This is a genomic window from Cohnella sp. (genome assembly GCF_041640265.1).
Lineage (GTDB): Bacteria > Bacillota > Bacilli > Paenibacillales > Paenibacillaceae > Cohnella.
The window spans coordinates 70,812-83,359 of sequence record NZ_JBEQAP010000002.1; the positions used below are offsets into that span (position 1 = coordinate 70,812).

At 46.4% G+C, this 12,548-nt stretch carries 9 protein-coding genes; 8 read left to right on the plus strand and 1 reads right to left on the minus strand.

Annotated features, from left to right (window positions below):
* The first annotated feature begins 69 nt into the window (after positions 1–69).
* The 7 genes from ACESLK_RS02260 to ACESLK_RS02290 all read left to right on the plus strand — a co-directional run bounded on the left by ACESLK_RS02260 (position 70) and on the right by ACESLK_RS02290 (position 10,434).
* Positions 70–2,100, plus strand: coding sequence for a beta-galactosidase (locus ACESLK_RS02260; RefSeq protein WP_372662123.1), 2,031 nt, complete (start codon positions 70–72; stop codon positions 2,098–2,100).
* Positions 2,101–2,336: 236 nt separating this feature from the next.
* A complete protein-coding gene (locus ACESLK_RS02265; protein WP_372661594.1) occupies positions 2,337–3,905 on the plus strand; it encodes a response regulator transcription factor in 1,569 nt (522 codons plus the stop codon).
* 7 nt (positions 3,906–3,912) lie between these two features.
* Positions 3,913–5,646 (plus strand): cache domain-containing sensor histidine kinase, encoded by a 1,734-nt coding sequence (locus tag ACESLK_RS02270; RefSeq protein WP_372661597.1) that lies wholly within the window; start codon positions 3,913–3,915, stop codon positions 5,644–5,646.
* 120 nt (positions 5,647–5,766) lie between these two features.
* The gene (locus ACESLK_RS02275; RefSeq protein WP_372661600.1) at positions 5,767–7,149 is read left to right on the plus strand and encodes an ABC transporter substrate-binding protein; all 1,383 of its coding nucleotides are present in this window, start codon (positions 5,767–5,769) and stop codon (positions 7,147–7,149) included.
* Between the two features lie 19 nt (positions 7,150–7,168).
* Positions 7,169–8,125 carry a carbohydrate ABC transporter permease gene (locus ACESLK_RS02280; protein WP_372661603.1) on the plus strand — a complete coding sequence of 319 codons (957 nt, stop codon included), beginning with the start codon at positions 7,169–7,171 and terminating at the stop codon, positions 8,123–8,125.
* Complete coding sequence (locus tag ACESLK_RS02285; RefSeq protein WP_372661606.1) at positions 8,122–8,925, plus strand: carbohydrate ABC transporter permease; 804 nt, start codon at positions 8,122–8,124, stop codon at positions 8,923–8,925. Before ACESLK_RS02280 ends, ACESLK_RS02285 begins: the two co-directional genes overlap by 4 nt.
* Before the next feature lie 249 nt (positions 8,926–9,174).
* On the plus strand, positions 9,175–10,434 hold the full coding sequence (locus ACESLK_RS02290) for an ATP-binding protein (protein ID WP_372661609.1): 1,260 nt from the start codon (positions 9,175–9,177) through the stop codon (positions 10,432–10,434).
* Between the two features lie 19 nt (positions 10,435–10,453).
* Here the strand turns inward: ACESLK_RS02290 and ACESLK_RS02295 are convergent, their stop codons facing one another.
* Positions 10,454–11,362 (minus strand): AraC family transcriptional regulator, encoded by a 909-nt coding sequence (locus tag ACESLK_RS02295; protein WP_372661612.1) that lies wholly within the window; start codon positions 11,360–11,362, stop codon positions 10,454–10,456.
* A gap of 128 nt (positions 11,363–11,490) precedes the next feature.
* On the opposite strand from ACESLK_RS02295, the gene ACESLK_RS02300 reads away from it, so the two are divergent.
* Positions 11,491–12,534: a Gfo/Idh/MocA family protein gene (locus tag ACESLK_RS02300; RefSeq protein ID WP_372661614.1), complete on the plus strand. Its 1,044-nt coding sequence runs from the start codon at positions 11,491–11,493 to the stop codon at positions 12,532–12,534.
* Positions 12,535–12,548: the final 14 nt, after the last annotated feature.

Consider the following 12,548-nt stretch of genomic DNA (forward strand, 5'->3'; position numbering starts at 1 on the left):
CGATTTTCATAAGGAGGAAGTTTTGTGAGTAAACGGTATCCACCTATCAGTCATAAATTGCCGGTATTCATGCACGGCGCGGATTACAATCCCGATCAATGGCTGCATGATCCGAAGGTGTTAGAGGAAGATATTCGTTTGATGAAGTTAGCCAACTGCAACGTGATGGCAGTCGGAATTTTCTCATGGGCTGGCTTAGAGCCGGAGGAAGGGAATTTCCAATTCGAATGGCTCGATCATGTGCTGAATACGTTTGCTGAGAACGGAATCTATGCATGGCTGGCAACCCCAAGCGGCGCACGCCCTGCATGGATGGCTGAGAAATATCCGGAGGTTCTCCGGGTGGGTGCAAATCGTCAACGTAATTTGTTCGGTCATCGGCACAACCATTGTTACACCTCACCGGTTTACCGGGAGAAAGTCTCGATCATGAATCGTAAATTGGCTGAACGCTATTCCTTACATCCAGCTGTTGTTGGTTGGCATATCTCGAACGAGTTCGGCGGGGAGTGCCACTGTGATTATTGCCAGGACGCCTTCCGAGGCTGGTTGCAACGTAAATATGGCACACTGGATGCATTAAATCTGGCTTGGTGGGCTAAGTTCTGGAGCCACACTTATACCGACTGGTCGCAAATCGAGTCGCCGGCCCCGCATGGTGAAACCATGGTTCACGGTATGAATCTCGACTGGAGACGTTTCGTGAGCGACCAGACGATTGACTTTTATCAGCATGAGATCGTTCCTTTGAAGGAAGCGAACGCTGATCTTCCTTGCACAACGAATATGATGGACCTATTCTATGGATTGGATTACCGGAAGTTCGCCGAAGTGTTGGATGTTATATCCTGGGATGCCTATCCGACATGGCACGAGAAGGAATCGGAGGGTGATATTTCCTCTTGGTTTGCCTTCAATCATGATCTATTCCGTTCCTTGCTGAAGAAGCCGTTCATGCTGATGGAGAGCACTCCGAGTCTGACGAATTGGCAGCCGGTTAGCAAGCTGAAGCGCCCGGGTATGCACCGATTGTCATCCCTGCAGGCTGTTGCGCATGGTGCGGATACGGTGCAGTATTTCCAGTGGCGCAAGAGCCGGGGCTCCAGTGAGAAATTTCATGGAGCGGTAGTCGATCATGTCGGACATGAGAATACGAGGGTATTCCAAGATGTAACAACACTTGGTAAGACCTTATCGGAATTAACAGAAGTCATTGGCACATCGGTTCCTGCGGAAGCGGCTATTTTGTTCGACTGGGATAACAGATGGGCAGTGAACGATGCTCAAGGACCTCTGAACAGGGGGATAAACTACGAGAAAATGGTCGTACAGCATTATCGCGCTTTTTGGGAGCTAGGTGTTCCAACGGACATTATTGGCTCCTCGGATGATTTCAATAGCTACAAGCTTATCGTTATTCCAATGGCATACCTCATGCGACAAGAAACGGGAGAGCGAATCGAGCAGTTTGTAAAAGCCGGGGGAACCGTACTTGTCACCTATTGGTCGGGCATCGTTGACGAGAACGACCTGTGCCATTTGAATGGATTCCCGGGACCTCTTCGAAACACTGTTGGTGTATGGGCGGAAGAAATTGAAGGTCTTCATGAACATGATCGCAACGGCTTAGTCATGAATGAAGGCAATCCGCTTGGAGTAAGCGGAACCTTTGAGATTCATGAGCTATGTGAGCTGATCCATGCTGAGGGTGCCGATGTACTTGCGGTATACCAGAGCGATTTCTATAAGGGACGGCCTGTTCTAACGATGAACTCACTAGGGGAAGGTAAAGCATTCTACTTAGCTGCACGCGTAAGCGATGCTTCTTTCTATGAGACGCTTTATAGTAAGCTCGTTCAAGACGCAGGCGTTCGACGTTCTATTGACGCCGATCTACCGAAGGGTGTCACCTCGCAGCTTCGTACGGACGGAGAATATGAATATATCTTTATCCTTAACTTTAGCGGTAAGGAAGCGCAATTTGCTTTGGATGATCATGAATATTCGGATGCCGAAACTGGCGAACCCGTTTCGGGCAATATTTCACTGCCTCTTTATGGAGTTCGAATTCTTAAGTGCACGGCAAGATCGAAGAAATAGCAGCTTCCAGGGGGCTGTCCCATAGGTTGATCTTATGGAGCAGCCCCTTTATCCGTTGCCGAATAAAATAATGCTGGAATTCATTCTCCGCAACAGTAAGTAAACCTCGTAAACCCTCCACTCAGTGTAGAAGCAAAACTACCACTATATCACTTCTAATACCTCAATTTGGTTTAACTAAAAGCAAATGTGCAACTAATAAAATAAGTTAGGAATTGAAGGAAGGGGATCTCCGGATGAAAAGGATCAGCGTCATGATCGTAGACGACGAGGTTCTCGCGATTGAGCATATTCGGCAGCTGGTCTCGTGGGAACAGCTTGGATACGAAATCGTTTGTACGGCGACTAAGCCATCTCAGGCGTTGGAGCTGGCTCGGAAGTTTCATCCCGAATTAATAATCGCGGATATCGTCATGCCGGGAATGGACGGGCTGGTGATGAGCAAGGAAATATTGTCCTTCAACTCGATTTCGAAGATTGTCTTGCTCACGTCTTTCAAAGAATTCGACTATGCCAAGGAAGCAGTCAAGCTCGGCGTATCGAATTACTGGGTTAAGCATGAAATGGATGTAGAGACGCTGACTCGCGAGTTAAGCAGCTTAAGCCAGGAGATCGAGCGAGAAAGGAAGCAACGCGAAGAGGACCGAAGAAGACTTATAGGTGAATGGCTTGCGGGAAGTCCACTATCGGATAAGCAATGGCAGACGGCATTCCTTGGCCGAAGCACAAGCTTTGACAGGCTGCATATTATCGTCCTGCAGGCCGACCGTCCTTTTCCGCTTCTAGCGGGGCTTGGGACGGAACCCTCGCTATCCGTGCCGTTACTACCAACGGAATGGCCGGAGGACGACGATTCTGAGGGCCAATTGGCAGCAGTCCGATTCCGCGAGGATGTTTTCGTCCTCCTTTACGTGGACAACAGAGTAAGCGGAGAAGGGAGAATGCGGGATTTACTCGAGGGGAAAGCCGCAGACGCCCGGAATGCGATGGAACGGATAACCGAGGGAACCTTGTCGATGTCCATCGTATCGGGGTTACGCAGCTTCGCCGAAGTTCCAATCAAACTAGCTGAAGCTCTTCGGGTGCTGGCGAAGTCCATTTTCTTCGGTCCCAGTCATACCCATCGCTTAAACGATTTAAGACCGGAGGACCGTCTATCCAAGACTTTAGCATGGGAAGAGGGAGTCAGCCGTATTAAGGAAATGGTGGCGGCGCACAGGTTTGAGGAGGCTCGCTTGGAACTGTCGGAACAATTTAACCTAGCGGCATCCTCGCGCGATTTGGCAGGTTTCACGGATATGTGCAGGCAATTGATCTCCATGGTGAATCGCTCTAGAGTGTCATTTCATTTGCCATCCCTTCGGGAGTTGTGGGAACAACAAATAATATCCTCCACTCCATGGGTTTCCTTAGAGGGAATAAGAACTTGGTTCTTGTCAGAGCTAGAAGCGATATCCGCAGCGGGGAGGGGGCAGTCCGCTCTTTCCCGTAAAATGAGGCTGGCACTCGATTATATGGATATGCACTTTGCGGAAGACGATATTGGCGCGGATACGATTGCACGTCATCTTGGGATAAGCCGTGACCATTTTCGTCACTTGTTCAAGGAGGAAACCGGTCAAACGGTGCTTGACCGGTTGACTGACATTCGTATGGAGCATGCGAGAAAAATGCTGGATGAAGGGTTATACAAAGTATACGAGATAGCCGAGCGAGTGGGGTTCCGCGACAGTCGTTATTTCAGTCAAGTTTTTCGCAAGACGACGGGAATGAACCCGCTCGAGTACATGGAGAGGCAAAGGTGAAGCTCCAATGCGAATGAAAATCCGCACCAAAATCATCGCGAGTACAGTGCTGGTCGTTTCGCTTTCTCTCGTGCTCAGCGGTTTTTTTATTTATGACTATTCCAAAGATATTGTGCGCGAACAATCGATTAAAGACAGTCGGACTAAATTGGCCCAGGTTTCCTTCCAACTGAAGAAAATTCAAGAGCAGGTCATGAAGACAGCAGAATACATTATTTCTGACGATGAAATAACCTCGCTTATCTATGAGCCGCCAAGCTCTGACATTGAGGAGAACTATTTCCGCAAATACGCAACACAGGAGAAACTCAAGCGCTTCACCGCGATCAATAACTTCATCCTCAACGTACTGATCGTCCGTCCAGACGGAGAGACTTATTCCAATTTCAGCGGGTACGAGGACTATTTCAAGGAATATTTGAAGCAGGAATGGTTTGAGAAAAGGAAGGAGCTGCGCAATGGATACTCAGAACCGCATCCGTTCTTCTTCCTCAGCGGGAATCGTCAGGTGTTCAGCTATGTGCTCAAATTCCGTCCGATCGGGGATAATGGATCACCGTACAGCTATTTGGTGCTGGATATCGCCTATTCCGAGCTTGGCAACGTGTTCCTGCAAAGCTCACAAGATTTTGAACAGGTAGAGCTTTATACAGGCTCGGGCGAGCTTTTATTTGCCACAAGGAACGTTCAGGCGCAGTCCGATGCGACATTCATGGCCGATACCCTCGCCAGCGGTCAATCGTATCGGGAAGACGCAAGTCGCATCGTCCTAGCCGACGATTCGATGAATCAGGGCTGGAAGCAGGCCGCGCTTCTTTCCAAACCCAGATTATTCGAGAAGATCAACCGGATCTTCTATTTCTATATCATCATTATTTTGTGCGGAATCTTCTTCACTCTTGTTGTTATGCTGCCAATCATCGTCAACCTGACGAAGCCGTTGTCCCGGCTCACCCACGCGATGAAGAGGGTTGCCGTAGGAGACCTTGCTACTAGCGTTACCATCCGCAGCGGAGATGAATTGCAGATATTAGGCTCAGGATTCAACCGGATGGTACATGATTTGAGGAATTTGATCGAGACGTCGGTTCAAAGCGAGAAGATGAAACGAAAAATGCAAATTGATCTGCTGATGACCCAGATCAATCCGCATTTCGTGTACAACACGCTTAACACTGTTATCTACTTAACCCATGCCAATCGAAACAGTCAAGCAGTTGAAGTGACGCAGGCACTCATCGGAATTTTGCAGGATACGATCAAGACGGGGGAGGGTGCTGTACGGGCACCGCTGGCGGACGAAAAAAGGATTGTCGATAAATTCGTGCTTATTCAGCAAACAAGGTACCCTGGTCGGATTCGTCTGACTTGGGAGCTGGATGAAGCGCTGCTGGACATGCCCGTGCCGAGAATGGCATTGCAGCCGCTCGTCGAGAATGCGATCGTTCATGGAATCGTCCCTTCGGATATCATGGAAGGGGATATAGTGGCGAGGGCTTATAAGGCGGACGGTCAATTGTATCTAGAGGTAGAAGACAACGGTCAAGGGATCGAGGCAACTAAAAGCCGTATTTCCGCTTCGGGCACCTCGGCGGAGCCCGAACGGACAAGAGGTATCGGTCTGTCGAACATCCGGGAGCGGCTTCAAACACATTTCGGCGCAGCTGCGCGTCTTGAAATCGAAAGCGAGGGAAGAGGGACACTCGTTCGTATTCGACTTCCCCTGACGGAGACAGAATAAAGCGCTTTCGCAGGATTTTATACAAAATCGCCGTTTTCACTCATACCGCGCACACGAGCGGTGGAGTACGATTAAATCCGGGAAGCGCTTACCAAATTGATCATGGGGGAATGTAAAAAAATGAACAACCAACGTTTATTAAAAGGGCATATTGGTTTTATCATGATTATCTTATTGGCTGGTCTGCTTTCTGCTTGCGGCGGCAACAACAATAACTCGCAATCATCATCCACCGCGCCATCCGCAAGCCCATCTGAATCTCAATCCGCAGAAGCACCCGAGAGCGCAGATCCTACGCAGTTGAGCGCTACGATCAAAGTATGGGATTGGGACGAAGCATTCGATAAAGGAATGATTCCGGAGTTTAACAAGAAATACCCGAACATCAAAGTGGAAGTTACCGTAGTTAACCCGAATGACTACTTGCAAAAGCTTCAAAGCGGCATCGCTTCCGGTTCCGACGTGCCGGATGTCATTCTCGGGGAAGAGGCATATCGCGGCAAGCTGTTCGATCTGGACGTATTGGACAATCTAGAAGCGGCTCCATACAACTTCGATAGAACAAGCGTGCTCGACTATACGGTACCCTATATTTCGAACTCCAAAGGTGAAGTGGTAGCCGTCGATCAGGCGATTACGCCAGCGGGCTTCGCATACCGACGCGACCTCGCCAAGCAGTATTGGGGGACCGATGACCCGGCCGAGCTAGAGAAGCTATTATCCACTTGGGATGATTTCATCGCGAAGGGTACTGAGCTGAAAGAGAAGAGCGGAGGGAAAGTGCTCATGTTCCCGGGCCTCGGCGATGCTTTCCTCGTATTGAAAAATCAAAATATTACACCCTATGTCAATGGCACCGAAGTCGATTTGACTGCGAAATTGAAACAGCCAATCGAGACGTTATTCAAAATGCGCGATGCCGGTATTCTTGGCAAGAACGAACTGTGGACGCCGGCCTGGTCGGCATCCATGGCTAAAGGCGAATTCATGTTTTATCCGATGGCGCCATGGGGTCCTAAATGGCATATTTCCGCTAACGATCCAGAGGGCAAGGGACGTTGGGGTCTCGTAAAGGCACCGGAGGTCGGATTTACGCGCGGAGGAACCGCAATCGGAATTTACAAGGATAGCAAAGTGAAAGAAGCCGCTTGGGCCTATGTTCAATTCGCTTATCAATCCGAGGAAGGTTCGTTATTCAGCTTCAAAACCTTCGGAAACATGACGAGCAATAAATCATTCTATGACAAACAAAAAGCATTGTTCGAATCACCTGGAGCCTACGATGAGTTCTTCGGAGGTCAGAATCTGGCTAAATATTACTTAGAAAACGTCATTCCCGATATGAAAGGCTCACCGCAATCCAAATATGATTCAGTCGTTGATTCCGTATCTAACTCCTTATATCCATTATGGACCAAGGACCCGTCTATAACAGCCGACGCAGCGCTTGATAAGTTCAAATCCGAACTGAAGAACAAAGCTTCTGAGGCAACGGTGAAATAAAAAACAGCCAAAACGAGGGATGACAGTGAACGCGGAAAGAGTAAGTGTTTCTTCTGCCGCATCCCGCAAACGCAGATGGGGGCCACAGTTGTGGCCCTATCTTTTCTCCCTGCCGTTTGTGCTGGCTTATGCGGCTTTTCAATTGTATCCTGTCGTCTATTCGTTCATGCTTAGTCTGCATGATTGGAACGGTATTAGCGCCAAAACATACATCGGCTTCAGAAACTATGTTCAACTGTGGACTAACGACCCGTTGTTTATCAAATCATTATGGAATACCTTGATCATGATGGCGATGTTCATCCCGATAACTCTAATTCTCGGACTGCTGCTGGCCTATTGGACCTTTCATCTAGTTCGCGGCAAGAAACTGATTCAGACCATAAACGTGTTACCCTATATCACGACGCCTGTCGCCATCGGTTTTATTTTTTCTTATATGTTCGACTGGCAGACCGGACTCGTAAACCTGCTCATGGTGAAGTTTGGATGGCTGCAGGAAGGTTTCTATTGGCTCCAAGATCCTTGGAGTTCCAGAGCCATTATCGCATTGATGGTCATCTGGCGAAATCTTGGTTATTTCATGATTATCTATATGGCAGGCATGACGGTCATTCCGCAAGATATTTACGAAGCGGCCAAAATGGACGGCTCGACCGGACTTCACACCTTCCGACGTATAACGATGCCCTTACTGAGAAACATCACTGTATTTCTCGTTGTCACTTCCGTCATCGGCGGGCTGCAGCTGTTCGACGAACCAAAGCTGCTGTATGGCGGCTGGTCGGGATCGGCGCAAGTCGGCGGACCGGACAATACAGCGCTTACCGTTATTTGGAAGTTCGTAGACGAATCGTTCATTACCAATACTCGATTCGGTTATGCTTCGGCGATCGCCTATTCGCTGTTCCTGCTGATCGTGATCTTCTCGCTGGTCAGCTATCGTCTTACGGCGCCTAAGGAGGATAAACGATGAAGGTACTCATGTGGATTTGTCTAGCTCTGATCTCATTGTTGTCGTTGTTTCCCTTTTACATCATGATAGTCATGGGTACTCATTACAACGAGGATTTGTTTAAGGGAATTCCGATTTTTCCAGGGAGCTATTTGGCTGAAAACCTGAAGACTGTATTCCAAACCGATTTTCTGCGGGTTTATGGAAACAGCCTAACTGTTTCAGTCGCCTCCGTCGTATTTGCGCTGCTTACAAGCACTCTGATTGGTTATGCTGTAGCGAAGTTTGAATTCAGAGGGCGCAAAGGACTGCAAATGTTTGTAGTGCTCACAATGATGGTGCCGGCGCAGGTGGGACTGATCGGATATATTATTGAAATGAGAAATATCGGGGTCGGTAATACGTTATGGCCAGTTATTCTTATATGGGCCGCGTTCCCTTTCGGTGCCTTCTTCATGATTCAATTCATGCGGGATTCGGTTCCTAACGACTTGCTTGAATGCGCACGGATTGACGGTTGCTCAGAGCCGGGGATCCTTCTGCGAATTGTGCTTCCGATCATCAAACCGGGACTGGCCACGCTTGCGACACTTGTATTCCTATGGTCGTGGAACAACTACTTGCTCCCTCTGGTCACGATTAATAAAGCCGAATGGTTCACCCTTCCGATCTTCATATCGAATCTGGGATACGTTCATCGGACGGATTACGCAGCGAGAATGGCCGCGCTTACGATGACAACGATCCCCGTGCTGATTCTGTTTATGCTCGGCTCCCGTACGTTCATGAAAGGCTTGACTGCAGGAGCCGTTAAAGGATAATCGTTGGAAGTGATTTTTTTCTCTGTATAATTGCGAAATTCCCGATGACTCTTGAATGAGTTGTCGGGACTTTTTTTTAACAGGCTCCGATTAAAAGCCAGGAATAAACGGCGGTATTGCTCAAGGTCCTGCAGAGGCGAAATAAGAGGAAATCACATAGCTATGAAGAATTAATTGGTATCAGAAGGACTGCCGAAAAAGCATTCCAAAAGATATTATTAATAATTAATAAGGGGCTCGCACAACGATATGTTTCTAGAAAAATTATTTCTTAACGTTCTAATCGTCTTGGCTCCTGTTTTAGTCTTTACAGCGTTTGGTGATCGTTGGCCGCACTCCAAATCTCCATATACAATAGGTCTTTTGCATGGGATTTCGTCTTCACTTTGTTTGATTTTCTCATATTACGCACTAGATTTGTACTGGGATCTCAGGTATGTCCCACTTGTGATTTCTACGGTGTACGGTGGACCGCTTGCTGGCTTCATCAATTACTTAATGATTTTGGCTACCCGGACTTATCTAGGCGGAAATGCCTTAGTATTTGGATATATAAGCATTACGTTGGCGTTTTTGGGACCTTTAATATTTGCCAAGAAAATCGGCCGATTAACCGGACGCAGACGAATAAGAGCAGTGATCCTCGTTTCTGTAATCCCTTCCATTGTGATGCTGCTTATTTTAATTTCATTTACACTCCTTAATCAAGTTGAAAAGCCCTTGAATTTTGAGCCCATCCGGGCAATTTTGTTGTTTGGATTGATTCAAACATTAGGGACTTGGTTATCTTGCACCCTTCAGGAATTAAACCTTGAAAGAGCTTTAATGAAAGAGGAAATTCAACGTGCGGAAAAGCTAAAGACATTAGGTGAAGTCGCCGCCTCCATTGCCCACGAAATCCGCAACCCGTTGACCGTTGTTCAAGGCTTTTTACAACTCATGAGTGAAACTATCGTTGAGGGAAAAAATCGAAGTTTCTTACAAATTGCGCTAGATGAGATTGCAAGAGCAGAGGCAATAATAAATGATTATTTAAATTTTTCAAAGCCGAAATTGACAAAATATGGAAATTTCTCTTTATCTGATTTAATCGAGAATATCACTATAATGTTAACGCCACTAGCAAGTTACAAAGGAATACGGTTCGATAGTGTAGTGGAAGAGCAAATTTTTATGCATACCGATCGCGGTCAACTGCAGCAAGCATTAGTCAACGTAATTAAAAATGCAGTAGAAGCTTCATTGGAAAAGGCAGTGGTTCAAATAAAACTAGAATTAAAAGATGATCAAGCAGAAATCAAAATAATTGACAAAGGCAAAGGGATGACCCCAGAAGAGATCCAGCGAATCGGGACACTGTTCTATACAACGAAAGAAAGCGGGACAGGGCTCGGAACCTCTGTTGCTGTACGAATCATCGAGGCGATGAAGGGAAGTATTATTTACGAAAGTGAAAAAGGCAAAGGTACGGTTTGCACCATCTCTTTACCTTTAGAATTACAAAATTAGGAGCAACTATTTCAATTTATCAAGTGGTTTCCCGTATTTTCTTATCGTATTGGATAGGGGAGAGACCAACGTATTTTTTGAATACTTTACTAAAGTAAAAGGGATCTTCAAGTCCGGTAAGATAACCGATCTCGCCGATGCTTAGGTGAGTGGCCTCAATCAATTCCTTAGCATGGTTAATTCTAACCAAGTTGATATATCGGGTAATGGTGTGACCAGTCACTTCATTAAAGACGCGATTAAGATAGTCGTAATTACATTCAAGTTCCCTTTCAATATCAATGCTGGTTATTTTTCTGGTGTAGTATTGATGGATGTAGTCCAATAACGCATGTACCTTCTTGAACGACTTCGTGTTTTTTCTGTTATTGCCTTGAAGTTTATTCATTAAATTGTCACGAGAAACCTCGATTAAAAGTTCAGAGAATTTAAGAGCAGTCAAGCTGCGATTATAATGCTTGCGTTTGTATAGCTGCAGCATCTCGTTCATCGCATGGAAGGTTTGGTGAAGGCTGTTTTTGTTGGTTAATGTATAATATTTCGGGAAGTAGCAGGTATCATTATTTTGCATGTTATCGAAATCGGATTCTTTTGCTGTCTGATTATCCTCGAGAATAAAGCTTTTCGCGAGGGGCAGCAAATCCTCTATTTGGAGCGATTGGATATCCGGATGCTCGAAGTGGATGTAGTAATAATCACAAACGTGCTTTTCGGTGCCTTCATGATCAAGAAAAGGCTCTAAGATAAAGATATCGCCCCTTTTTAAGATAAAGGAACAACCATTTTCTTGGAGATGAAGCTCGCCGCTCTTGATGAAATAAAGGACATATTCATTCAGATTTCTCTTAAAATGAATCCAGGGGTTCTTGTAGGAGATATACCCCATGAGCTTTATTTTAGGGACTATACACACGTTGATAGCAAGCAAATCTGGTCCTCCTTAATCGAAAAAAAGTCGCTATTGTACAAGAAGAGTATCTATTCGACATTCCTGTTCATTGTACCACAGCCTATACTGGGGAAGTAATTCAGGAACCTAAGGAACGGGTGGTGGCTATGAAAAAGCTGAAAATCGGTGTGATTGGATTAGGTGGAATCGCGAATTTTCATATTTCAGGAACCTTGGCAAGCAAGGATGCTGAAGTATGGGCTATTTGTGACGTTAACAAAGAGTCCCTGTTAGCTAGGGCAACCGAATTAAATATACCGGAATCTCGTTGTTACACGAATTATGAGGATATGCTCAGGGCTCCGGATGTAGACGCAGTAACGATAGGAACTCCTAACTTTAATCATTTTGCCGTTGCATACGAAGCGATTAAACAACGCAAGCCTTTTGCGCTGGAAAAGCCCATCTCTCTCGACACTAAGGAAGCAGCGATTTTAAGGGAAATGTTGGGAAATGTTCAAGTGCCTCATATGGTTTGTTTTACTTATCGGTACAAAGCGGCAGTCAGGTACGCCAAATGGCTGATTGAACAAGGAAAGCTGGGCCATGTCAACCATATTTACAGCCAATATTTCCAAGGTTGGGCCATAAACGAAAAAATTCCTCTACAGTGGAGGTTCCAGAAGGAGCTTTCCGGTTCAGGGGCATTGGGCGATCTAGGCTCGCATATTCTGGATCTGATGCGCTTCCTGGTAGGTGAAACCCACCGCGTGATCTCACACGCCGACACGATTATCCGGGAACGGAATTTATTAAATGCAGAAGGTAAAGGAATCGTAGACGTAGATGATTATTGTCATGTGTTGGCAAAGCTTGATAACGGAGCATCTTCCTCCATGTCTATATCCCGATTTGCATATGGACGCGGGAATTACCAGCAGATGGAGATTTACGGAACGAAGGGATCACTGGTCTATAATCTCGAAGAAGAGGATTCTCTTTATGTGAATTTAGCGGAAGAAGAAGGCAAAGCTTTCCGTAAAGTTGAGATTCCGGACACATTCAAAGTCGACCAAATGCAAGCATTCTTCGACCTTCTGAACGGCAATGCAGACGGACTGGACGCCTCGATCGAGGATGGCTATATCAATCAGAAAACAATTGATTCTATTATTGAATCCTTTACACAAGAAAAGTGGGTAACCATCTGAGCAGAGGAGGATTA

Excerpts from the sequence above, each read along its gene's own strand:
- ACESLK_RS02300 (WP_372661614.1), top strand. The coding sequence starts at position 11,491 with ATGAAAAAGCTGAAAATCGGTGTGATTGGATTAGGTGGAATCGCGAAT.
- ACESLK_RS02265 (WP_372661594.1), top strand. The coding sequence starts at position 2,337 with ATGAAAAGGATCAGCGTCATGATCGTAGACGACGAGGTTCTCGCGATT.
- ACESLK_RS02260 (WP_372662123.1), top strand. The coding sequence starts at position 70 with ATGCACGGCGCGGATTACAATCCCGATCAATGGCTGCATGATCCGAAG.
- ACESLK_RS02270 (WP_372661597.1), top strand. The coding sequence starts at position 3,913 with ATGCGAATGAAAATCCGCACCAAAATCATCGCGAGTACAGTGCTGGTC.
- ACESLK_RS02290 (WP_372661609.1), top strand. The coding sequence starts at position 9,175 with ATGTTTCTAGAAAAATTATTTCTTAACGTTCTAATCGTCTTGGCTCCT.
- ACESLK_RS02280 (WP_372661603.1), top strand. The coding sequence starts at position 7,169 with ATGACAGTGAACGCGGAAAGAGTAAGTGTTTCTTCTGCCGCATCCCGC.
- ACESLK_RS02285 (WP_372661606.1), top strand. The coding sequence starts at position 8,122 with ATGAAGGTACTCATGTGGATTTGTCTAGCTCTGATCTCATTGTTGTCG.
- ACESLK_RS02275 (WP_372661600.1), top strand. The coding sequence starts at position 5,767 with ATGAACAACCAACGTTTATTAAAAGGGCATATTGGTTTTATCATGATT.